The following is a 23186-nucleotide window of genomic DNA, read 5'->3' on the forward strand; positions in this document are numbered from 1 at the left end:
CATGTATGAAACGATTAAAACCGAGACACAGGGCCGGGTTGCGACGATCCGTTTCAACCGGCCCGATCAATTGAACGCGCTGAATACACAGGTGATGGACGAGGTGTTGGAGGCGGCGACCGCCTTTGACACAGACCCGGATATCGGCTGCCTGATCCTGACCGGAAACGATCGCGCCTTTGCTGCCGGGGCTGATATCGGTGAACTGCTTGTTCAGGACTATGCCAGCATGCAAGCCAGCGACTTCTTTGGAGGATGGGACCGGTTCGCCGCGCTGCGCATTCCGAAAGTGGCCGCCATCAGTGGCTATGCTTTAGGCGGAGGGTGCGAGGTTGCGATGATGTGCGATGTCATTTTGGCCTCGGACACAGCAAGGTTCGGGCAGCCCGAAATCAAGATCGGATGCATTCCTGGTATCGGAGGCACACAACGCCTGACGCGGCTGATCGGACGGGCGCGGGCGATGGACATGATCCTGACCGGACGCATGATTGATGCGCATGAGGCCCTGCAGATGGGACTGGTCAGCCGCGTTGTGCCGCAGGACACATTGATCGAAACTGCGCAAGACGTGGCGCAGACGATAGCAGGGTATGCTCCGGATATTGTGCAAATGGCGCGGTCTTGTGTGAACATGGCCGAACAATGCCAGCTTGAGACCGGTATACGGTACGAGCGGCAGATGTATCACTCGCTGTACGGGCTACCGGCCCAGAAAGAGGGGATGTCGGCCTTCCTGGAAAAACGAAAACCCCGGTTTCATCCCGATTGATCCTATGGGGGTGTTTCCTAAACCCTTTGTCCCTCGGTACTGAAGGACAGCGCCTTGTCCTGATCAAATTCGATTGCGATCGTCGAACCGGGTTCGACCTGATGCTGTCCGAAGGCACGGACGGTAAAGGGTTTTTCCGTTCCGATATCCGCAAGGATATTTGTGTCCGCCCCCAGATTCTCGACATGCACGACAGTGCCTGACAGGGGGCCGGTGTCACTCAGCCGGGCATGTTCGGGGCGGATGCCCACTAGCTGACCCTGCGCCCGGCCAACTCGGTCCGCAGGAACAAAATTCATCGCCGGGGACCCGATGAATTCCGCCACAAACCGGTTGGCTGGGTTGTTGTACAGCTCCATCGGGCTGCCCACCTGTTCAACCTGACCGTCACGCAGAACGACGATCTTGTCGGCGAGTGTCATGGCCTCGGTCTGATCATGGGTCACGTAAATCATGCTGGCACTGATCTGCCGGTGTAGGTTGGCAATCTCGATGCGGGTGTTCAGCCGCAATGCCGCGTCGAGGTTAGAGAGCGGCTCGTCAAACAGAAACAGCTTGGGATTGCGTACAATGGCACGACCGATTGCCACCCGCTGCCGTTGACCACCGGACAATTCGGCCGGTCGGCGCTCCAGATACGACCCAAGCGACAGCATCCGGCCGGCCTCGGTGATCCGGCGCTGGATTTCAGCCTTTGGATGTCCAGCCTTTTTCAGCCCCAGTTCCATATTGCCCCGGACGGTCAGGTGCGGGTAGAGCGCGTAGGATTGGAATACCATCGCGATCCCACGCTTGGCGGGGGGAGTGGTGTTTACCACCTCGCCGTCGATTTCGACCGTTCCTTCCGACGCATCCTCAAGCCCGGCAATGACGCGCAACAGGGTCGACTTGCCGCAGCCCGAGGGGCCGACAAACACCACAAACTCATTTTCCTCTACCGTGAGGTCGATGTTTTTCAGAACCTCGACCGAGCCGAATGACTTACAAACGTTGGATAGTTTCAGCGCGGTCACGTTACGCCTCCTTTAGGTCAACCGGTTGTCCGGTTCGGATACTTTCGTCAGCCGCCAGACAAATGCGCAAGGATTGCACCGCGTCGCTCATGTGGCGGGTCAGGTCGATATCCTGCGAGATCGCGCGCAGCATATAGGCCTGTTCCGCATCGCAAAGCTGTTGATGATCCGGCTCGCCCTGCATCTCGATCAGGTGATCGCCCGAGGGGCGATGGACCAGAATGCCACCAACCCGGGTATGGCCGTCCACATCATCGGATGCGCCTTTGTTGCCTTCGGTGATCGAAACTGCGCCGTTGGGCGAGATGATGTCTTTCACGAAAAACGCAGTTTCGGACATCATCGGCCCCCAACCCGCTTCGTACCAGCCCACGGAGCCGTCAGCGAAGACCACCTGAAACTGGCCATAGTTATACATGTCCTCGGCAATCTCATCCGACAGGCGCAAACCCATACCGTTCACGCGAACGGGCAGGGCGTCTGTGATTTGGCACATGACGTCAACGTAATGCACACCGCAATCCACGATGGGAGAGGTCGTTTGCATCAGCATCTTGTGCGTTTCCCATGTAGGGCCGTCCGATTGCTGGTTCAGGTTCAGGCGAAAGACATAAGGGCCACCAAGATCGCGTGCCTCGGATATCAAACGCATCCACGAAGGATGGTGTCGTAGGATGTATCCGACGACCAGTTTGCGGCCGGTTTCCTCTGCTTTGGCTGCTACGCGTTGGGCATCTGCAACAGTGGTGGCCAGAGGCTTTTCAACAAAGACATGCGCGCCGGTATCCATTGCCGCGCAGGCATAATCGGCATGGGTGTCTGAATAGGTGGCGATGACCACCAGTTCGGGCCGGGTCCGTGACAGAGCGGTGTTGAAATCCTTAAAAACCGGATACCCTTGCAGCGCCGGATGCGAGACTTCGCCCGAGCGGTTGATCAGCCCCACGATTTCCGCGTCAGGGTGATTGTGATGTGCAAGGGCGTGACTAAGCCCCATATTGCCCAGTCCGGCAATCAGTACACGGATCATTTGACCGCTCCCGAAGTGATGCCGCGGATGAGTTGCCGCGAAAAGATGATGTAGAGGCCCATGACCGGCAAGATCGCCATGCTGAGTGCAGACAGAACCGCATTCCAGTCGGTCACGAATTGCCCGATGAAGACCTGACTGCCAAGTGTCAGTGTCTTGGTCTCTTCCGCCGGTGCAAGGATCAGCGGGAACCACAGATCGTTCCAGATGGGGATCATGTTGAATACCGCGACCGTCGCCATTGCAGGTCGCACCAGCGGCAGAACAAGGCGGAAGAAAATAGTATATTCGCTGAGGCCATCGACACGTCCGGCATTCTTCAGATCGTCACTGACCTGGCGCATGAACTCGGACAGGATGAAAACGGCCAGCGGCAGCCCCTGCGCGGTATAGACAAGGATCAGCGCCCAAAGGGTGTTCACAAGTCCGGTGGCCACCATCATCTCAAGGATCGCGACGGTACCGATCCGGATGGGGATCATGATGCCAAGCGCCAGATACAGCCCCATCAGGGTGTTGCCCCGGAACCGGTATTCGGACAGGGCAAAAGCGGCCATGGCCCCGAACAGAAGGATGAAGAACAGCGAGGCGACGGTGACGATCATCGAGTTCTGAAAATACAGGAAGAAATCCCCCTGTTTCATTACCGTCTGGTATCCGATCATCGAAAACGTGTCCGAGCTTGGCAGCGCCAGCGGCTCGCGAAAGATGGCTTTGCGGGTTTTGAAACTGTTGATCAGGATCACAAAAACCGGGAACAGCGCGATCAGCGTGTATATGATCAGCGCCCCATGCATCGCGGCAATATTGAGTGGGTTTCTGCGGGCCTTGTTCATCACTATCACCTCAGAACTGATACCGGCGGATGCGTGTCTGGATCAGGAAAAGATAGATACAGACGCCGGTCAGGATGATGCCGAACATGGCTGTGGCGATGGCCGAACCCATGTACGGATCGCCCAATTGCAACTGAAACCCGAAGAAAGTGCGATACATGAACGTCCCGAGGATGTCCGTGGAAAAGTCCGGCCCGGCCAACGCGCCCTGGGCTGCGTAGATCAGGTCGAACGCGTTGAAGTTTCCCACGAATGTCAGGATTGAGATGATGCCGATCGAGGGCAGGATCAAAGGCAGTTTGATCCGCCAGAACGCGGACATGCCGGTGACACCTTCAACTTCGGCGGCCTCAAGAATTTCTTCGGGGATCGACAGCAGTGCTGCATAGATCAGCATCATCGGGATGCCCACGAACTGCCAGACCGACACAAGCGCCAGCGTGGTCAGTGCATATTCCTCCTTGCCCAGCCACGGGGCATAGAGCGATTTCAGACCCACCGCTTTCAGCAGATCGGGGGCGATACCCCAGATCGGCGACAGGATCAGCTTCCAAGCGAAACCCACGATGACAAAGGACAGTATCGTCGGGATGAAAATGGCCGAGCGATAGAAAGCGGCATAGCGCAGGCGCGGATGGCTGAGTATCGCGGCCAAAGCGATGCCGATCGGGTTCTGGACCAGCATGTGAATGAAAAAGAACCAGAAGTTGTTGCCAAGCGCATTCCAGAATGCGCCCGACCAGTTGGGATCACCAAACAATGTCAGAAAGTTATCCAGCCCGACAAATACGCGGACCTGTTCCACCTCGGTATACAGCGCCAGTCGCAGGGTGTTGAACAGGGGAAAGATCATCACGGCTGTATAGACCAGCACCGCAGGTGCCAGAAAAATCACGATGTGCCATTTGTTTCGGCTGTTGCCCATAGCCTGCCTCGGCGGTTCGGAACGCCCCCGGCCAATCAGCCGAAGGCCTTCGATTTAAGGGGTGGGTTACTGGTGCGGCGCGTACCAACTAGCCAGACCTTCCTGCAGCCGTTGGCCTGCATCGGCCGGGCTTTCGGTGCCTTTCACAACGTTCGCCGACGCGTTCCAGGTTTCCAGTTCCAGGTTCGGCTCGCCGCGCGACAAAATCTGATAGGTCGAGCGAATGGTCGACCCGCATTCCCCACGCCAGCTTGCGAATTCCTTGGCAAGCGGGTCTTCCAGTTCGACAGGCTCGTTGGACAGCGGGAAAAAACCGGGCAGGGCGTTACCAAAGATATTCGCAAATTCCGGAGACGCGACCCAAGCCAGAAACGTTTGCGCCGCCTCGGGGTTTTCGGTCGCGGCATTCATGCCAATCCCAATATCGGTGTGATCGGAGATATAGCACGTGTCCCCGGCGTTCTTTACCGGAGGTTTGAACGCGCCCATTTCAAAGTCCGCTTGCGTGTTGAAGCCCGAGATTTCCCAGCTCCCCGCTGGGTAAATAGCAGCCCGCCCCAGCGTGAACAGGTTCTGGCTGTCCGGGTAGGTTTGTGCCTCGTACCCGTCGCCCAGATAGTCTTTCCATCGCGCCAGAGTTTCATAGGGCGCGACCCATTGTTCGTCGGTCAGTTTTTGCGATCCATCGATCAGAGCAAGTCGACCCTCTTCACCTTTCCAATAGTTCGGCCCAATGTTGTTGTAGCCCATTGTGGCGGCTTCCCATTGGTCGTTCGTGCCCATCGCCATCGGAATGTAAGTGCCGTCCTCTCTGATTTTGTCCAGCGCAGCAAAGAACTCATCCTCGGTCTGAGGGGCCTCGATTCCAAGCTCGTTAAATGCGTCCTTGTTGTAGATGAAGCCATGGATCACCGAGGCCATCGGAACGCAGAAAGTGGCCGAACCGTCATCGGTCTGCCACGCGGATTTTGCCACGTCCGAGAAGTTCGACATTGCCGGTAAATCTGAAAGGTCAGAAAGGTGCCCGCCATCATACAGCCCAAGCGACCGATCAAATGGACGGCAGGTGATTATGTCGCCCGCTGAACCGGCCTCGAGTTTTGCGTTTAAAGCGGCATCGTATTCCGTGGGTGCAAGCGGTGAGAATACAATCTTGATGTCAGGATGTTGCGCCTCAAACGCCGGTATGATCTTGTCCTGCCACAACGTCAGGTCATCGTTGCGCCAGCTTTCGATCGTTAGTGTCGTTTCCGCAAAGGCCGCCCCACTCAAAGCGGTTGATGCCAATAATATGGCTCCAAAGGACTTCCTGTTCATGTTTCTTCTCCCTGTTGATGCAAATTGACTTTGAGGCGCTCCAGTGCCGGTCGGACCTGCCCCCCGGTTTCCTGTAAAATTTGTTCCGCACGATCGCGTGCAGAGACACCCGCAGCCAGCAAAATGGCAGTTTTCACGTGCCCCTCAGAGCGTGTCAGCGCATCCCGCGCCAGAGTGTCTGAGCTGCCGGTAATTTTCTTCACGATACCCAGCGCGCGGGCCTTGAGCTTTTTGTTGTCAGCGATGACATTTACCATAAGGCCGTCAAGGACATGCCCCAGCCGAATACCCATCAGTGTCGACATCAGATTGAGCGCGGCCTTTTGCGCAGTCGCGGCCCCCATGCGGGTCGATCCCGCAATAATTTCGGGCGGAGTTTGGAGATGGATTGCGCAGGTCGAGTGCGTGAACAGCTTGGCATCGGGGTTGTTCGCGATGCAAATTGTCTGCGCGCCTGAATTTCGGGCCAGTTTCGCAAATGCCAATGCAAACGGGGTCGATCCGCTGGCTGATATGGCGATAACCGCGTCTTGCGCGGTTACGTCCTGTGCAGCAGTTTGCGCTTCGGCTTCATCATCTTCGGTATGCCCCGGCATCGCGGCATCTGTCGGCACCCCCCCGGCCATGCAAATCCGAATGCGTTCTGGGGACAATCCGAACGTTCCCGACAACTCTGCCGCATCTGCAAGGCACATAAGGCCCGAGGACCCTGCGGCGGCATAGAAAATGCGCCCCCCTTGCCGAATGGTTTCTGTGAGGATTTCCGCGCCTGCCGCAATTTCGTTCAGGCTGCCGGCGACCGATGCAAGGGCATCCTGTTGCCCTTGCAGAAGGCAGGACAGAATTTCCGGGTTGGGCTTGAGGTCCAAGTCAACCGCCGCATCGCGCAGCATTTCGGTTTTTAGCGGCGTTTGCGGCTTCATGCGATTCCCCTGTGGCCCTCATATCTAATACCTTTGCAATACCTTTTGTCCATCTTTTCTTTTTTAGAAAATCGCCGAATGAATTAGAAAAAGTGCCAAACTTGGAGCGATTTTGGCTAGAAACACCTTTTGGTGTGCTAAAAGGTATTGTAAAGGTATCTACATGATTGAGTCCTTTCCCTACCTGATTGCCATAGATGGCGGCGGTACCTCCTGCCGGTTCGCCCTGACGACTCCGGCGGGCCGCCATGAGTTGAAGCTTGGCAGCGCGAATGTCTTCTCGGACTTCGATCGCGCCATCCATACGATATTGGAAGGCCTTCGCGGATTGATGGAAGCCGCGGGACTCAATCCCGCAGAGCTGAAAGGCATTCCCGTCTACGCAGGGCTGGCGGGTGTCGCGGACCAGACCGTTGCCCGGCGCGTTGCCAGTCGCCTGCCATCCGGAATCGTCGAAGTTGAAGATGACCGGCGGTCTGCCGTTGTGGGGGCGCTGGGGGATCGGACGGGCAGTTTGATCGGGGTGGGAACCGGCTCGTTTCTCGCGCGACAGGATTGCGGTGAAATCCGGTTCGCGGGTGGATATGGCCCTTTGATCGGGGATCAGGCGTCCGGGAACTGGCTTGGGTTGGAGTTGTTTCGGCAGGTTCTGCTGACAATGGATGGCGCCGGATCTTCCACGCCTCTGACCGATGAGATTTCGGCGCGTTTCGGCGACGATCCGATGCGTCTGGTCGAATTCTCAGGACAGGCGCGCCCGGCCGATTTCGCGAGCTTTGCCCCGGCAGTAGTCGATGCTGCCGGAAAGGGTGACAAAGTCGGGCTGGATCTCATGCAAAGGGGGGCTGACTACCTTATGGTGGTATTGCGATCTCTGGGATGGACATCCGGCGAGCCGATTTGCGCAATAGGTGGGGTGGCGCCTCACTATGTTCAGTACTTGCCACCGGAAATGGCGGGATCAGTCATTGCACCGTTAGGCAGCGCCGTGGATGGCGCGATGGTGCTGGCGCAAAGGCTGGCCCAGAGACACCGGCAGGGCGCGGCATGACAGTTCAGACAATCGAAAGCTTTCTGAAGTCGGACGGTTGGATGCAGGACAGCGCCGGCCCCAGATATGTCCAGTTGCGCAAGCGGATCGAAGAGAGCATCTCACAAGGGGTTCTGGTCAAGAGCTCGCCGCTACCGGCAGAGCGCGAGATTGCAAACCTGACGGGCCTGTCCCGTGTCACGGTTCGCCGGGCCATGCAGGATCTGGTTGACCGTGGCATCATCATACAGCGTCAGGGTTCGGGTAGCTTTGTCTCGGACGGCACGCCGAAGGTTGAGCAATCGTTGTCCCGTCTCACTTCATTCACCGAGGACATGATGCGTCGTGGGTTGCGCTCATCCAGCGAGTGGCTGGAGCGTGGTGTACATGTGCCTTCTCCTGAGGAGGTCATGGCCCTTGCCCTGTCATCCGGTGAGGCCGTATCGCGGATCGCCCGGCTGCGCCGTGCCAACGACAAGCCGATGGCGATTGAGCGCGCCTCGTTGCCGACCGATATTCTGCCCGATCCACTTGAGGTCGAGACCTCGCTTTACGAAGTGCTGGAAAGCAGTGGAAACCGCCCGGTGCGTGCCTTGCAGCGCATTTCGGCGATCAACCTTGAAGATGAGGACGCAAATCTGTTGGGTGTCTCTCCCGGTGTGGCGGGTCTTAGAATTGAACGTACATCTTACTTGCCGAACAGGCGGGTCGTAGAATTTACCCGCTCCATCTATCGCGGTGATGCCTATGATTTTGTGGCCGAACTGCGCTTTGCAAATAGTTAGGACGCCGGATGCAGACCCTACCAACCCGAATGCGTCAGGAGATCGACGAAATTCCCGAAGCCGTCGAACGGTTGCTGAGCCTTGGAGAGAACGACATTCGCCAAGTGGCAACGGCCGTGCGGACACTAGACCCGGCGTTCATGATGACAGTGGCTCGAGGGTCGTCTGATCATGTCTGCACCTACCTGAAATACGCGTCGGAAATTCTGTTGGGCGTACCGGTGGCATCCGTCGGGCCGTCCATCGGCTCGATCTATGATGCGACGCTCAAACTGAACCGTGGGCTATGCGTTTCGGTTTCCCAATCCGGGAAAAGCCCGGATATCACGGCGATGGCCACCAATGCCGGTCGCGATGGCGCGATGACCGTAGCATTGACAAACAATCCCGACTCGCCGCTGGCAAAAACCAGTGCGCACACGATTGATATTCAGGCCGGGCCAGAGTTAAGCGTGGCGGCAACCAAGACATTCGTGACCTCGGTCGTGGCCGGGCTCTGGCTTTTGGCTGACTGGAACAGGAACGAGGCCTTGCTGTCTGCGATCCGCAATCTGCCGAAGCAGTTGGAAAAGGCGACTCGGATAGATTGGCCACAGGTGCGCGAAGCAATCGGGGCGCAATCTTCTCTGTTCACCCTCGGTAGGGGACAGGCACTGGCGGTGTCCCACGAAGCAGCTTTGAAGTTCAAGGAAACATGCCAATTGCACGCTGAAAGCTATTCCTCTGCCGAAGTGTTGCACGGACCGGTTTCGATTGTTGAAGAGGGATTCCCGGTTCTGTGTTTCGCTGCAGCTGATGCGGCGGAACCGGCGCTGTCTGAAATCGCTGATGCGATCAGCGCAAAAGGCGCCCGCGTTTTTGCCACGACAGACAGGGTTCAGGCGGCGGCGTGTATTGAATATGTGAGGACAGATCATGCGCTGACCGACCCTGTCAGCCTGATTGTCTCGTTCTATTCGATGGTCGAGGCATTTGCCGCATCGCTTGGCATCGACCCCGACGCCCCGCGACATCTGAACAAGGTAACGGAAACCGTATGATGACTGGCCTGCAAGCCCTTATGGGTGCACGTATCCTGACGGAGGACGGAGTGCTGGACGGTCACGCATTGATGCATGAGGCCGGTCAGATCGTGGCGATTGCGCCCGAGGCGGAAGTTCCTGACGACGCAGAGGTGACGCAATTGGACGGTGGCCTGCTGACGCCCGGTTTTGTGGACCTTCAGGTCAATGGCGGGGGCGGGGTGATGTTCAACAATGCTCCGCGTGTCGAAACGCTGCGCAGGATGGCTGATGCCCATGCCCAAATCGGCGCAACGACGATCCTTCCGACACTGATCACAGACACACCAGAGATTACCGGGCACGCAATAGAAGCAACAGTTCAGGCAATCGGCGAAGGTGTCACCGGTATTGCGGGTCTCCATCTGGAAGGGCCGCATCTTTCGCTGTCCCGCAAGGGGGCGCATGATGGGCAACTTGTACGGCCGATGCAGGGGCCGGATCTTGATGTTCTGTTGCGGGCCGCTGAAAGGTTGCCGGTGTTGAAGGTAACGGTTGCCCCGGAAAGCGTAACGGACACTCAGATCGCGACGCTATCTGATGCTGGCGTTCTTGTATCCTTGGGGCACACGGATGCGAGTTTTGACGATTGCCGTAAGGCTGCAGAGGCCGGAGCGCGCTGCGTCACGCATCTGTTCAATGCCCAAAGTCAGATGGGCAATCGCGAACCCGGAACTGTAGGTGCGGCAATGGCTCTGGGACGTCTGTCCGCCGGGCTGATTGCAGACGGTATCCATGTTCACCCCGCATCGGTACGCAATGCCATCCGCGCAAAAACCGGGCCAGGACATATTTTTCTGGTCAGTGATGCAATGGCGACGGCAGGGTCAGAGATTGACTCGTTCACGCTGAACGGCAGGGAAATCCGGCGTGACGGCGACCGACTGACACTTGAGGATGGAACTCTGGCCGGGGCGCATCTTGAATTGCTGACAGCAGTCAGGAACGTGAGCGACATGGCAGAGTTGACCGTCGAAGAGGCGTTTCGTATGGCGACGCAGGTTCCTGCGGATCTGATCGGTGCGGGTCATCTGGGCAGGCTGAAAGCCGGTGCGCAAGCTGACATATTGCATATTGATGATGGCACCAGACTACGCGGGGTCTGGACGCGCGGCCTTCAGCGCACGCTTTAACCCGCCAGTTCCGGGTGCAGATAGGCCTTGGGGTAGGGCAGTGGTGTGACCGGCCCCAGAGGAACAACGCCGTTCCAGCTTCTGCCGAAATACCCCTGCCGGCAGTGAACCAACGAGTTGCTTTCGGCAACGCCCGGCATCGCGTACACCCGGCAGAGCCAGCGCCACAGATGCGGGTAGTCAAGCATTCTCGCGCCGTTCAGCTTCATTCGCAGGTAATAGACAGGATCGTGGCGGAACAACGTCGGGAAAAGGCGCAGATCGGCCTCGGTGAATGACGTGCCGGTCAGAAATGGCCGGTTGTCTGAGGCCAACCGGGCTTCGAGTTGGGAAAGTGTGTCGAAATAGGCCTCGAACGCAGCAGCATATATTGCCTGATCCGAAGAAAATCCGGCTTTGTAAGCACCGTTATTGATGGTGGTGTAGATTAACGCATTCAAGTCGTCGATCTCGACGCGCAAATCCGGATCTTGAGGATACAGGCGGGGATGGCTCGCCCCCTGAATGCCGCCACCAAGTTCCACGGCGTGCAGGTCCAGCATCCGGATGATTTCGGCACTTTCGTTGTTGACGATCCGCCCGAGTTTTTTGTCGTAAAGGATCGGAACGGACCGTTCGGTTGATCCTTCGGCCGCGTATATGCCCTTGACCAGCCGGTGATTGCGCCCGGTTCCGGTTTCACCGGTGCATTCGGGCAGTGGTGCGCCGGTTAGCGAAGCGACCCGGTTCGGATCAAATTGCCAGTTGTTGGCGCCTTCGGGATCGCTTTCCTCTGTTCTGTTGGGAAACGCGACATCCATCGTGATGCTGTCCTGAAGTCCAAGAATGTTCCGCGCCAGCGTCACCCTGTGGCACCAGGGACAATTCAGCGCCACAAAAAGGTGATAGCGCACCGCCTCCGCGGGAAAGTAGGCGTCACCGATTGCGTGTCTGAAACCACTGACGCCACGCACGAATTCACCCCGTGCGCGGCGGTTTTCGGCATTCGCCTGATCTTCCTGTTTCGTCAGATCGCTCATCCTCTCAGACGGTGATGCAGAATGATGGGCACGGCAAGCTCTTCTTCGTCGCTCAGATGGCGGTTCAGAAAGGCTTCAATTACTTCCGAGGTGTCATGCAATCGCCCGACCTCGTCATGCGCTTGCCGTTCATCAAGCTGGATCAGCTTGATCGCACGGTTGGCGGTCCGGGTGTAGCTGTCCAGAACCAGATCAAGATCGGCGTGATCTTTTTCCAGCAACTCAAGACCTGCATCGAACCGGGGGTCTGTCGCCGACAATTCCGGGAAAAAGCTGTGATCTTCCCAGCCGTGATGACCGTGCAAGTTCGCCACCAGCGCGTTTCCGTAATAAGAAAGGCGGCTTGCGTATTTCTCGGGGGCAATGCCCTTGTCCAGATACGCCTGCGCGTCCTTCCGCACCAGACTGGCCAGTCGACGAAACATTTGGTGCGCGCCAAGCCAATGGCGGGTCTTTTCATGGAAACCTGGATGGGTGTCCCAGTCCCCGCGCGGATACTCGTTCAGCAAGACGCGCATTTCGGTGGGCATATTGTCAGTACGGATGTTGACTGTATCAAGCATGGTCCTGCTCCTTTCCGACCACATCTGGGGCGGAAGGTATCGTTTTTTCAGACCGAAAAATGCACAGGCAATGTGCTGCGTACGCACGTTACTCTGTGATGTTCGATTGCGCAGCAAGGTGGCCGGTTTGTCGGAAGACGCAGATGGAGTGCGTTTCTTATCACGTGTCACAAAGAAAAGGGGCGGTGAATAACCGCCCCGATCAATTTGTCGACTTTGGTGTTAGGAGTGCACGTCGATCTTGCAGATCGACATGTCCTCGACTTCGTCCCAGTCGATTTCAAGACCCAGCCCGGCCCCGCCGGATGCGTTGACGTATCCTTCGGCGTCGACCTCGATCCGGCCAAGCGCATCCACCTGAAAGTCGGCATAGGGCACCGGCATCTCGAAATACTCGCAATTGTCAAAGGCGAGCATGAGGTGCAGGTTCGCCGCCATCGACAGGGCGCAGCCCCAGCTCTGGAACTCGACGTTATAGTTGTTGGCTTCGGCCAGTGCCATGACCTTGCGCGCGGGCGTGATGCCGCCTGCGGTTGTCGCGTCGATCCGCACACCGTCCCAGCAGTCGTGCCGCATGGCGTGGGCGATGTTGGGTAGATCGACGATGGTGTTGCCGCCGGGCAGGATCGGCAGTTCCGTACGGCGGCGCAGTTCGCGATATCCGTCCAGATCATGGTCGGGGAAGGGCGCCTCAAGCCAGACATAACCCATTTCGTACATCGCACGCGCCACCTTCAGCGCGCCTTTGTGGCTGTAGTAGGCATCAGCATCGAACATGAAGCCCAACCCCTTGTCGCCATGGGCGGCATGGACGGCCCGCATCATTTCAATGTCGGCATTCGGTTCGCATTTGTAGTGGAACTTGAATGCGGCAAATCCCTGTTCGCGCAGCTCATCGATCAAATCCACATAGGGTTCCGGCCCGTCGAATACCTGGGTCGAGGCATAGGCCTTGACCCGATCTCGTGAGCCACCGAGGAACATGTAAAGTGGCATGTCCGCTCGCTTGGCGGCCAGATCCCACATGGCGATGTCCAGCCCTGCGATTGAGGTGTTGGGGATCGACAGGCGGCGCAGTTGCATCCATTTCCAGATATCTTCGCGGCGCAGGGCGGCGCGGCCCAACAGGCCCTTCAGCAGCGGGCGCATGCCTTCGGCGACGGCGCGGTCAAAATCGTGCTCGGTGCACGAAAAGACCCCGCCCGCACCTTCGAACCCGTCCGAGGTGGTGATTCTGGCGATGGTGTTGGTGGTCAGCAATGCCGGCATGGTCGGTGACCACGAAAATTTGGGGATCCCGGTCTTGACGACATAGACCTGGATTCTCTCGATCTTACCAAAACGATCTTCTGTCATTTCAGTCATTTGCGTGCCCTCGGATGAGCGTGTTGGGGTTGATTTGCGGTCATTCGCTAACTTCACCTATGACAAACGGTATTGACGATCAATAGATATATCAGTTAATGCGCCAAAAATCATTCACCGCCCAACGGCATGCCAGTTGTAGAGGAGACCGCAGATGGCCAGCTTTGAATCCCAATGGCAGAGCACCTACAGAGTATCTTCGCATAGCGATCTTCCGATTTTCGCCGATGTCGATGCGGTTGTTGTTGGCGGTGGTGCCGCCGGGGTGGCAGCAGCGGAAACCTTGGGGCGCAAGGGACGCTCGGTTTTGCTGATCGAACGCTATGGGTTCTGCGGCGGCGGTGCCGTGGCTGGCCTGTCCGGCACCATTTGCGGGATGTTCCTGTCGACCGAAAAAGAAAACGCGGCGCCCGAGCAGGTGGTCTTTGGCTGGGCCGAGAAATTTCGCGCCGCGCTGGAAAGCCGCAATGGCGTCAGCGGCCCGCAGCGCTATGGCAAGACTTATACCGTTACTCATGATCCGCAGATCTGGCGCGAGGTGGCCGACGGCTTCCTGCGCGAGGCGGGTGTTCAGATCCTCTATCATTCGCAGGTCGTGGGCGTGCTGATGGAAGGTGACGCGTTTGGCGGGGTTATCGTGAACTCGAAATCCGGTCTGGCTCAGGTTCGCGCCAAGCGGATAATCGACGCGTCAGGCGATGGCGACGTGATCCACCGCGCAGGTTTCCAGACCACCAAGGGCAACAACGGTACGATCCAGAACCCGACCATGATCTTCCGCATGTGCGGTATCGATGTCGACCGGTTCTGTGAATATTGGGGCGAGGATACGATCAGCCCGCAAAAGGTCATCGATCAGCTGATCGCGGCGGACAACGAAGGCAAGCGCCTGCCGCGCAAGAAGATCTGGATCTTTCCCACCACCCGCCCGGGTGAACTGATGGTAAATGCAACTCGCATTCTGGGCTTTGACGGCCGCGATCTGGATGTGACCAATCCGGTCGACCATTCCGAGGGCGAACTGGTCGCCCGCCTGCAGGTACGCGAATACGCAGATTTCCTGCGCAGCAACATTCCGGGTTGCGAAGAGGGTTATGTCAACGACACCGGGGTCGAGATCGGCATCCGCCAGACCCGCACCGTGACCGGCATCGCAACTTTGACCAACGAAGATGTGCTGGGCCGATCCAAATCGCCCGATGCCATCGCCAACTCACCCTGGCCGATCGAACTGCATTCGGGCACCAAACCCAAGGTCGAATGGCTGTTCGACGACACCTATGAAATCCCTTACGGCACGCTGGTGCCGGTGCAGGGCGAGAACATCATCGTTGCGGGACGCTGCCTGTCGGCGGAACACGAGGCGCTGGCCTCGGCCCGGGTGACAGCACAGTGCTTTGGCTACGGCCATGCGGCGGCGCTGGCTACCGATCTGTCCATCAACGAAAACATCGCCATCCGCGACATCAAGGGCGCAGATATCCGCACCTTGCTGAACAACGAAGGCGCAAGGCTGTAAGCGACACCCTACTCGGATGCTGCATGTTCAAACCACTGCAGCATCCGCCCCAAAACACCATTTTCGTTGCGCACTGGACGATGCTGAAGAAAATAGGACACTTTCCGGTTCGAAATCGTTGGCCCGAGGCGCAGCACTTCGCCTTTGGCCAGTGCCTGTTCGACAAGCCCGCGCCAGCCCATGCCGACACCCTCGCCATTGCGGACTGCCTCCAACAAGAAGGGATAGGCATTGAACGTCGGTGGGCGGTCGAATGCCGGCGGCTTGAGCCCCGCATGCGCGAACCAGCTGTCCCATGTCATAAAGCCGGAATCACCGACATCCAGATGCACGAACAGGTCGGGCGAGAGGTCGGATATGCACTCCTGCGCCTCGGGATGGGCTTTCAGAAACTTGGGGCTGCAAATCGGAAACGTTTCGCAGGGAATCAATGGAAAATAGGGCCGGTCGGGCATGCGGCCCGGGTCCCAGACCACCGCGGCGTCCAGGCGTCCCAGATCAATGTCGCCCAGCTGATCCGTGGTCACAACCCGGACCCGTCCTTCGCCTACGATCTTACGCAAATCAGAGAACCGCGGCATCAGCCATTGATCTGCAAAACCGAAGGTACAGGCAAGGGTTACGTCGGTTCGGTCGGGCGGCGCGGAAATCTCGGTCCAGACCTGATCCACGTGTCCCATGCCCAGCTCCACCGACTTGGCCAGCTTGAAGGCGTTCGCGGTCGGAGCCACGCGATTGTTGTTTCGGGTCAGAAGCGGTTGGCCCAAACGCGCCTCAAGCGTCGCGATGTGCCGCGAGACGGCGGGTTGGCTCATCCCCAGCTCTTCGGCGGCGCGGGACAGGCTGGAATGGCGGACGACAACCTCGAAAACCAGAAGCGAGTTCAAGGAACCGGATATCGGGCGGATCGTTCTTTCCATAACAAATTGTTAGCCGCTGCATCATCTTTACACCAGTGTCTATCGGCACCTGTTGCGAGTAGCTTTCGCCAAATTTGCGCAACCCAACCAATGAACTTGCATAGGTGATACATGGCGAGACGACCCCTTTCCCACATCCGTGTCCTTGATTTCGGCCAATATTTGGCCGGACCGCTGGTTGGCATGATGCTGGCGGATATGGGGGCCGAGGTCATTCGGATTGACCCACCCGGCGGACCGACCTTTGACGATCCGGCTTTCGACATGATTTCGCGCGGCAAAAAAGTGCTGACGCTGGACCTGAAGACCGATGAAGGCCGCGACAAAGCCATCGAACTGGCCAGACGCGCTGATGTCGTGATCGAGAATTTCCGCCCCGGTGTCATGGACCGGCTTGGTCTGGGCCAAAAAGCCCTGCGCGCGGCCAACGATCAGCTGGTCTATCTGTCGATGCCGGGATTTGCCTCGACCGACCCGGAACTGGCCGGACTGCCCGCCTGGGAGGCGGTGATTGCCGCCTACACCGGACAATTCACCGATATGGGCCTGAACCGGCGGCTTATGGGCATCAACCCCTCCTTCACACCGTTGACGCTGGCCTCGGCCTACGGTGCCAGCTTTGGCGCGATGTCCGTGCTGTTTGCACTGAACGCACGTGACAACAATGGCGGTGATTACATTGAGGTTCCGCTGGCCTCGGCCTTGCTGGAAGGGCTGATCTACAACTGTGAGCAAATCGAAGATTACCCCGAACGCTACAAGTCCCCGCGTGAGGTCGAGCTGGACCGGAGGGCCGCCGAAGGCTTGCCGATGAACCTCAAGTTCGAAGAACTGTCCGAATTCCTCGATCCATTCTACCGCACCTATACCTGCGCCGATGGGCGTGGTTTCTATGTGGTTTCCGGATCGGTGGCTACACACCCGCGCCGGGTGCTTGAAACATTGGGGCTAAAGGAGCTGGCAGACGAATTGCCGGATTTTTCGGCCTATCTGGACACAAAGGATTGGCCCGCCGAATGGTCCATGCGAAATTATCCTGTTGGCGCGTCGGATCGCGAGCGGGTCTCGAACGCAATGAAAAAGGCGTTTCTGACGCGCCCCTCGCACGAATGGGAAGAACTGTTCGGAACCGCCAAGGCACCCGCGACGGCACAGCGCTTCACCAAGGAATGGCTGGCCGATCCGCATGCCCTGGCATCCGGTCTGGTGCTGAAAGTCGATGATGCCCGTAACGGCGAGATGCGGCAGATGGGCAACGTGGCCTGGCTGTCGGGCGATGACGAAGCGGCGGTGAAATCGAGCCCGGGTTCCGCTGATCTCGATGCGCTGCTGACTGAGGCCCCCCGCAGCGGCGGCCAAACCGGAAACGGAGGTTGGCTGGACGGGCTGAAGGTGCTGGACCTGACCAACGTGATTGCTGGCCCGACAATCGGGTCGACGCTGGCCCGCTATGGCGCGGATGTCACTCTGGTGCAGTCGGTTGAGCCTTCGGTCGACCCTTGGAATACCGTTGTTTTCGGAATCCACGCGCAACGCGGCAAGGAAAGCATCCTGCTGAACCTGCGTTCGGATGACGGACAGGAGGCGCTGGCCAAACTTATCGAGCGGTCGGATGTCATCACCATGAACGGCACGGACGAACAGCGCGACAAGCTGGGTCTGTCTCCGGACCGTTTGGCCGCGATAAACCCGAAACTCATCCTTGTGCAACTGGATGCGTTTGGCGGGCCGATGCGGGGGCCGAAATCAGATCACCTGGGTTACGATGATCTGGCACAGGCTGCGACCGGGGTCATGGTGCGGTTCGGGGGTGGCATGGACACGCCCGAGGAACACGCTCATTTCGGCACTATCGACGTACTGACAGGTTTCTGTGCCTGCGTTGCACTGGGTGGCGCCTTGTTGCGCCTGCGTGAAACCGGAAAGGGCGGGATTGCCCGCGCTTCTCTGGCGGGCGCAGGTAACCTGATTCAGGCGCAATTCATGTACGACTATGACGGACGAGCCCCGTTCAACGAACCATCGGGCCGAGAAGCGTTGGGTTGGGGACCGTTCTACCACTGCTACGAGGCCGCCGATCAATGGATGTTCTTCGCAGCACCCACCGAACGGCAGTTTGCCCTGACAGCGGTGGCGGATCTGGCAGACCTGGCCAATCTTCCTGAAGATGAGTTGCACGGCGCGCTGGCCGAGCGTTTCAGGACCCGGCCGCTGGATCATTGGAAAACTGCATTCGCAAACGGAAAGAACACGGTGGTCCCACTGGCCTCGCTGCACGAAACGCGCGACCGGTCGCTGCAGCTTGAAAGCGAAGGTGAGATCGACATTTCCAGCGCGACATTCCGCGTCATCCGCCATGACAAGCACCCGATGGGCCGCTGGTGCGATCTGGTGGCGCCCAATGCAGTGCGGACTGAAACCGGCAGGATCACGATACCGGGGCCGATGCCGAAATACGGGGAGCACACGACCAGAATTCTGAGGGAAATCGGATACGACGAGGAACAAATTCAGAAAATGGCCGAACACGGTGCGGCCGGAACAAGCTGGTCCGAGAAATACCTGCCCGAGTAGCTCGGGCCGTAATTGGCGCGCCCCGCCGGGCGTGCCTTCATTTCGTCAAAAGGGAGGTCCCATATGTCAGACGAAAACCCCAATGCCCATCTGGTGGCAAAGTCCGGTTTCTTTACCGGTCTGCACCCCGGCATGGGCTTGGCCGCGAAGGCGATGGTCGCCGCATTCGTGATCTTTACCATCCTCAACGTAGAGTTCGCAGGTGGCATCTATCGCTCGATCCGCTCCTGGCTGGAAAGCGGGTTAAGCTGGTACTACATCTCGGTCGTTGCCGGGATCATGCTGTTCTGCTTCTTCCTGATGTTCTCGAAATACGGCTCGCTGCGGCTGGGGGACGATGATTCCCGCCCCGAATTCAGCAACTTCAGCTGGTTCGCCATGCTGTTCTCGGCTGGTATCGGGATCGGCATCCTGTTCTTCGGCGTGGCTGAACCGATCTTCTATTTCGACAACTCTGGCGCATTCGGCTATCCGAATAACCCGCATGCCGACATGAACGGGCATACGGAAATGAACATGCAGCGTGCCATCGACGCTATGCGTGTAACCTATTTCCACTGGGGTTTCCACGGCTGGGCGCTGTATGTGATTGTCGGCCTGTGCCTTGGCTACTTCGGCTTCAGAAAAAAACTGCCGTTGACCATGCGTTCGGCGCTGTATCCGCTAATCGGTGAAAAGATCTATGGCCCCATCGGTCACATGGTTGACCTGCTGGCCGTGTTCGGCGCGGTGTTCGGTATCTCGACCTCGCTGGGTCTGGGTGCAAGCCAGATGGCGACCGGCATGAATGTGCTTTTCGGGATGGAAAACACCATGGGCCTAAAGATCGCCCTGATCATCATCGTGACGGTGATCGCGGTTGCTTCGACCGTTTCGGGTGTTGGCAAGGGTATCCGGATCATTTCCGAATGGAACATCTGGCTGTCGATCGTTCTGCTGGCCGGGTTCATCATCATCGGCCCGTTCCAGTGGTTGCTGGGCTTCTACGTTACCACTCTGGGCGATTATCTGTGGAACTTCATCCCTATGGGTTTCTGGACTGCGGTTGATGGCGATTCCGTCAAATGGCAGGGCGGCTGGACCATCTTCTACTGGGGTTGGTGGATCGCATGGGCACCGCTGGTTGGTATCTTTATCGCGCGCATTTCGCGTGGGCGGACCATTCGCGAGTTCATGGTGGGTGTGCTGTTCGTACCGACCTGTATCGCGTTCTTCTGGCTCTGCATGTTCGGCGGCACCGCCATCTGGCAAGAGCTGAACATGGGCACCGGACCGGCAACCGAAGGTGGTGCAGGCCTGATCGAAACCGTTCGTGCCTGGGATCTGCCCGCCGCACTGTACGGAGCGATCGAGAACCTGAACAACACGTCGTGGATGGGTGACCTGAGCTGGCTGACCTGGCCGATGTGGGCACTGGCGACGCTGCTGCTGTTCTCGTGGTTCGTCACCTCGGCGGATTCGGGCACTCTGGTGATCACGACGATGCTGTCGATGGGCGATGACAACCCGCCGAACAAGTTCCGCATCATCTGGGGCTTCGGCATCGGTGCAACAGCGATCGTTCTGCTGCTGGCGGACGGCCTGTCCGCGTTGCAGACGGCGAACATCGCCGCAGGCTTCCCGATGTCCTTCGTGATCTTGGCGATGGCCATCGGCCTCTACAAGTCGCTGCGCGAAGACCCGTCGGCGACCCCGATCAGCCAGACTGTAACCCCGCCGGACGGCACAAGGGTTACGCAGGACCTGCGCGCCTGATCTGACCGGATCAGTAAACTTGAGCGGATCAACCGCTTCTTACGGGCGGCCCTATTGGGGCCGTCCATTTCATTCACGGAGCCCAAGATGCGCATCACCGATATCGGCGTTATTGAACTATACGCGCCAAAACCCGCGGGGCAGGACGCCCATGACACGGCTTATTCCACCTGTCTGATCCGCATCACTACAGATGACGGGTTGATGGGTGTGTCCGAAATCGACACCATCCCGTCTATCGCCAATGCCATCATTTCGGCACCGACGCGGTCCCCCTTGCAGCGGGGTCTGCGCGAGATCCTGATAGGCAAGGACGCCACCGATATCGAAGCGCGGTGGATGGACATGCTGGAGCAGACCAGCTTTATCGGTCGCCGCGGCCTGGTAATGCATGCCATTTCGGGCATCGACATCGCGCTGTGGGATCTGAAGGGCAAGGCCGAAGGTAAAACCGTCTCAGAGCTATTGGGGGGATGTCGTCACGACCGGGTACCGGGATACGTTACCATCTACCCTCTGGGGCGTTGCCCGGATGAGGCGCGCCGCAAGCTGGACAATGCTGTGCAAACCTACAACCCGGTGGGGATCAAAATCGCCGCCGACAGGTTCTGGCACGAAGATCCGGCTTTGGCCGAAAAAATGATCCGCACGACGCGCGAACATCTGGGCGCGGAATTTCCACTGATGGTCGATGCGATCACGGCATTCGACACGGTGGAAGATGTTCAGCGTATGCTGCCGGTTTTGCACGACTGCAATATCCACTGGCTGGAGGCTCCGCTGCCGCTGGACGACATTGACGGCCACGCATTGCTGAAAGGATGCGGGTTGCCGGTGGGTGTGGGCGATCTTGGTCTGACCGCACCGCTGGAATGGCGTCCGTTCTTTGAGGCAGGGATTGTAGACATCGCCCAACCGGACCTGTCGCATATCGGCGGGCTGACCGGGCTTGTGAAGTTGCAGGCAATGGCGAAGCATTTTGGCTGTGACAGGATCGCGCCCCACGGCTGGAACTCGAACCTGACACTTGCAGCTAACCTGCACGTTCTTGCCAGCCGCGACCCCTTGGAGATGGCCGAATTCTCGACCTCAGCTTCACCGCTTAGATGGGCCGTCACGCGTGAAGATATTGCGTTTGATGACGACGGTTATCTGCCAGTGCCACAAGCGCCGGGGCTTGGCATGCGGATCGACTGGGAACGGATAGAAACCTATCGGACCTGAGCCTGCGCGAGGCCGGGGCGCAGGTTGTCTGTCGCGCGGGTGAACGCCTCGAGATAGTCAATAAGTGCGTGTGATGCGGCGCCCGCGGCCTGCTTGTCGCCCTTAGATACGGTGTGCAGAATATCGGCGTGCAGACTGGCCGCGTGCTGATAGTCCTCGAAAGTAGCGTGGAAAAACCAGAACCGGCGTGAAAGACCTTGAACAGGTCGCATGGCACGAACCAGAAACGGATTATCCGCTGCTTCGGTCAACGCTTCGTGCGCGGTTCGCAGAATCCGCAGAAAATCGGCACGGTTATCAACGTTATCTGCCGAGCGTTTCAGGTTCTCCGCCAGATCGGCAAGTGTGCGGCGTTGTTTGTCCGACGCGTTTTCACAAGCCGTTTCGATGCAGATCGATTCAACCGCGCGGCGCACGCGTAGCAGCTTCATCTGATCATCCATACTGATGGGCGGAATCTGGATGCCGCGACGCGGCTGAATCTCGACCAGCCCCTCATGCGCAAGGCGTTGCAGCGCTTCGCGTATCGGGGTGCGCCCCAACTGAAGAAGCTCACCCAGTTCCCGTTCGGTATGCAGGCTGCCCGGAGATAGCTGGCCTATCACCACCATGGCTTCCATGGATTCATATGCTTTTTCGGCCTCGGACAAGCTGTGCTCCGATCAATTCATATATTAGGCATGACTATTTACAATGCGCAGGTAAAAACGACCAGTAGCAAATACTGAGGCTCAGATTGCGCAGCTTTGCAGTCAGCGGAAGGTCTACCAGCCGATCGTGCTGTAAAAAGGGTTATCAGTACCCTTTGGCAAGAACAGAGAACTCGCCCCGCGCGTGATGCTCAGCCGCTTTGCGTTCGTCTTTTTTTAGGCGGCCATCAGCGATGAACTGGACCCAAAAAGGTATCTGCCTCACGGTCTGGCCGGTGGACTTTGCAAGAACAAAGGCTTCGGCGCATTTCTCAAGCAGTTCAACGTTCAAAAGCAATCGTTCAAGACCCATGCCCAGACAAAAGGAAGTATCCGAAAAAACAACGGCATTCGTGGTTCCTGCAAGGCTTTTTGGCTGCACCGCCTCGTTGGCGGTTTTTTGAAAGACCGGAACGCCGCGCCCCAGATGTCGAACCTGTTCGTCAAAGATTGCAGGCATGGGGGCCGCCATTTCGTGCATGGCCCGCAGCCAGCCCATCCCGCTTTGCAGCGCAGCACCCACGTCCGGCCGGTATGAGTAAATACGCTGAAGTGTCGACCCGTCCGGGTTTGGCGCGCTCCATTCCAGAGCGTCGCCGTGTGACAACATCGCCACCTTATTCAACTCCGGGACCCGCATTGTCAGCGTATCACCAGCAAAAAAAAGCGCCTGATCCGACAGAAGCTCTGCCGCCTGCCGCATTTTCTTTTCAATCTCGGTACGATCAGCCAT

At 58.1% G+C, this 23186-nt stretch carries 21 protein-coding genes; 9 read left to right on the forward strand and 12 right to left on the reverse strand.

Annotated elements, in window-relative coordinates:
• The first annotated feature begins 1 nt into the window (after nt 1).
• Nucleotides 2–772 carry an enoyl-CoA hydratase-related protein gene (locus tag ACR0NW_RS11570; RefSeq protein WP_480450526.1) on the forward strand — a complete coding sequence of 257 codons (771 nt, stop codon included), beginning with the start codon at nt 2–4 and terminating at the stop codon, nt 770–772.
• 17 nt (nt 773–789) lie between these two features.
• Here the strand turns inward: ACR0NW_RS11570 and ACR0NW_RS11575 are convergent, their stop codons facing one another.
• The 6 genes from ACR0NW_RS11575 to ACR0NW_RS11600 all read right to left on the reverse strand — a co-directional run bounded on the left by ACR0NW_RS11575 (nt 790) and on the right by ACR0NW_RS11600 (nt 6816).
• A complete protein-coding gene (locus ACR0NW_RS11575) occupies nt 790–1785 on the reverse strand; it encodes an ABC transporter ATP-binding protein (RefSeq protein ID WP_480450524.1) in 996 nt (331 codons plus the stop codon).
• Nucleotide 1786: 1 nt separating this feature from the next.
• Nucleotides 1787–2815: a Gfo/Idh/MocA family protein gene (locus tag ACR0NW_RS11580; protein ID WP_480450523.1), complete on the reverse strand. Its 1029-nt coding sequence runs from the start codon at nt 2813–2815 to the stop codon at nt 1787–1789.
• The gene (locus ACR0NW_RS11585) at nt 2812–3651 is read right to left on the reverse strand and encodes a carbohydrate ABC transporter permease (protein ID WP_170652706.1); all 840 of its coding nucleotides are present in this window, start codon (nt 3649–3651) and stop codon (nt 2812–2814) included. Before ACR0NW_RS11585 ends, ACR0NW_RS11580 begins: the two co-directional genes overlap by 4 nt.
• A 10-nt stretch (nt 3652–3661) precedes the next feature.
• Nucleotides 3662–4576: a carbohydrate ABC transporter permease gene (locus tag ACR0NW_RS11590; protein WP_480450521.1), complete on the reverse strand. Its 915-nt coding sequence runs from the start codon at nt 4574–4576 to the stop codon at nt 3662–3664.
• 66 nt (nt 4577–4642) lie between these two features.
• Nucleotides 4643–5893 carry an ABC transporter substrate-binding protein gene (locus tag ACR0NW_RS11595; protein WP_480450519.1) on the reverse strand — a complete coding sequence of 417 codons (1251 nt, stop codon included), beginning with the start codon at nt 5891–5893 and terminating at the stop codon, nt 4643–4645.
• Nucleotides 5890–6816, reverse strand: coding sequence for an N-acetylmuramic acid 6-phosphate etherase (locus ACR0NW_RS11600; protein ID WP_480450517.1), 927 nt, complete (start codon nt 6814–6816; stop codon nt 5890–5892). The genes ACR0NW_RS11595 and ACR0NW_RS11600 overlap by 4 nt, the downstream gene beginning before the upstream one ends.
• Nucleotides 6817–6979: 163 nt before the next feature.
• Between ACR0NW_RS11600 and ACR0NW_RS11605 the strand changes: the two genes are divergently transcribed.
• Genes ACR0NW_RS11605 through nagA form a run of 4 tightly spaced genes read left to right on the forward strand, consistent with a single transcriptional unit; the run spans nt 6980 to nt 10825 of the window.
• Complete coding sequence (locus ACR0NW_RS11605) at nt 6980–7867, forward strand: glucosamine kinase nucleotide-binding domain-containing protein (RefSeq protein ID WP_480450516.1); 888 nt, start codon at nt 6980–6982, stop codon at nt 7865–7867.
• Nucleotides 7864–8631, forward strand: coding sequence for a GntR family transcriptional regulator (locus ACR0NW_RS11610; RefSeq protein WP_480450515.1), 768 nt, complete (start codon nt 7864–7866; stop codon nt 8629–8631). The genes ACR0NW_RS11605 and ACR0NW_RS11610 overlap by 4 nt, the downstream gene beginning before the upstream one ends.
• An 8-nt stretch (nt 8632–8639) precedes the next feature.
• Nucleotides 8640–9671 (forward strand): SIS domain-containing protein, encoded by a 1032-nt coding sequence (locus ACR0NW_RS11615; protein ID WP_480450513.1) that lies wholly within the window; start codon nt 8640–8642, stop codon nt 9669–9671.
• Nucleotides 9668–10825: an N-acetylglucosamine-6-phosphate deacetylase gene (gene nagA, locus ACR0NW_RS11620; protein WP_480450512.1), complete on the forward strand. Its 1158-nt coding sequence runs from the start codon at nt 9668–9670 to the stop codon at nt 10823–10825. Before ACR0NW_RS11615 ends, nagA begins: the two co-directional genes overlap by 4 nt.
• On the opposite strand, the gene ACR0NW_RS11625 is transcribed toward nagA, so the two are convergent.
• From ACR0NW_RS11625 to ACR0NW_RS11635, 3 genes are all read right to left on the reverse strand, one after another.
• Nucleotides 10822–11844 carry a glutathione S-transferase C-terminal domain-containing protein gene (locus tag ACR0NW_RS11625; RefSeq protein WP_480450510.1) on the reverse strand — a complete coding sequence of 341 codons (1023 nt, stop codon included), beginning with the start codon at nt 11842–11844 and terminating at the stop codon, nt 10822–10824. The two genes, nagA and ACR0NW_RS11625, sit on opposite strands and share 4 nt — an antisense overlap.
• Nucleotides 11841–12407 (reverse strand): hemerythrin domain-containing protein, encoded by a 567-nt coding sequence (locus tag ACR0NW_RS11630; protein ID WP_480450508.1) that lies wholly within the window; start codon nt 12405–12407, stop codon nt 11841–11843. The genes ACR0NW_RS11625 and ACR0NW_RS11630 overlap by 4 nt, the downstream gene beginning before the upstream one ends.
• A gap of 222 nt (nt 12408–12629) precedes the next feature.
• A complete protein-coding gene (locus ACR0NW_RS11635) occupies nt 12630–13772 on the reverse strand; it encodes a mandelate racemase/muconate lactonizing enzyme family protein (RefSeq protein WP_480450507.1) in 1143 nt (380 codons plus the stop codon).
• A gap of 154 nt (nt 13773–13926) precedes the next feature.
• On the opposite strand from ACR0NW_RS11635, the gene ACR0NW_RS11640 reads away from it, so the two are divergent.
• Nucleotides 13927–15291 (forward strand): FAD-dependent oxidoreductase, encoded by a 1365-nt coding sequence (locus ACR0NW_RS11640; protein ID WP_480450506.1) that lies wholly within the window; start codon nt 13927–13929, stop codon nt 15289–15291.
• Nucleotides 15292–15299: 8 nt separating this feature from the next.
• Here the strand turns inward: ACR0NW_RS11640 and ACR0NW_RS11645 are convergent, their stop codons facing one another.
• Complete coding sequence (locus ACR0NW_RS11645; protein ID WP_480450504.1) at nt 15300–16211, reverse strand: LysR family transcriptional regulator; 912 nt, start codon at nt 16209–16211, stop codon at nt 15300–15302.
• Between the two features lie 111 nt (nt 16212–16322).
• Between ACR0NW_RS11645 and ACR0NW_RS11650 the strand changes: the two genes are divergently transcribed.
• The 3 genes from ACR0NW_RS11650 (at nt 16323) to ACR0NW_RS11660 (ending at nt 21764) form a co-directional block, all read left to right on the forward strand.
• Nucleotides 16323–18785, forward strand: a complete 2463-nt coding sequence (locus ACR0NW_RS11650) for a CoA transferase (RefSeq protein WP_480450502.1) — start codon at nt 16323–16325, stop codon at nt 18783–18785.
• Nucleotides 18786–18848: 63 nt separating this feature from the next.
• A complete protein-coding gene (locus ACR0NW_RS11655; protein ID WP_480450500.1) occupies nt 18849–20540 on the forward strand; it encodes a BCCT family transporter in 1692 nt (563 codons plus the stop codon).
• A gap of 87 nt (nt 20541–20627) precedes the next feature.
• Nucleotides 20628–21764: a mandelate racemase/muconate lactonizing enzyme family protein gene (locus ACR0NW_RS11660; RefSeq protein ID WP_480450498.1), complete on the forward strand. Its 1137-nt coding sequence runs from the start codon at nt 20628–20630 to the stop codon at nt 21762–21764.
• Here the strand turns inward: ACR0NW_RS11660 and ACR0NW_RS11665 are convergent.
• Nucleotides 21752–22414: a GntR family transcriptional regulator gene (locus ACR0NW_RS11665; protein ID WP_480450496.1), complete on the reverse strand. Its 663-nt coding sequence runs from the start codon at nt 22412–22414 to the stop codon at nt 21752–21754. The two genes, ACR0NW_RS11660 and ACR0NW_RS11665, sit on opposite strands and share 13 nt — an antisense overlap.
• 145 nt (nt 22415–22559) lie before the next feature.
• Entirely contained in the window at nt 22560–23186 is a 627-nt protein-coding gene (locus ACR0NW_RS11670; protein WP_480450494.1) for a hypothetical protein, read from the reverse strand.

The sequence above is a fragment of the Ruegeria sp. CF5 genome (assembly GCF_056537325.1).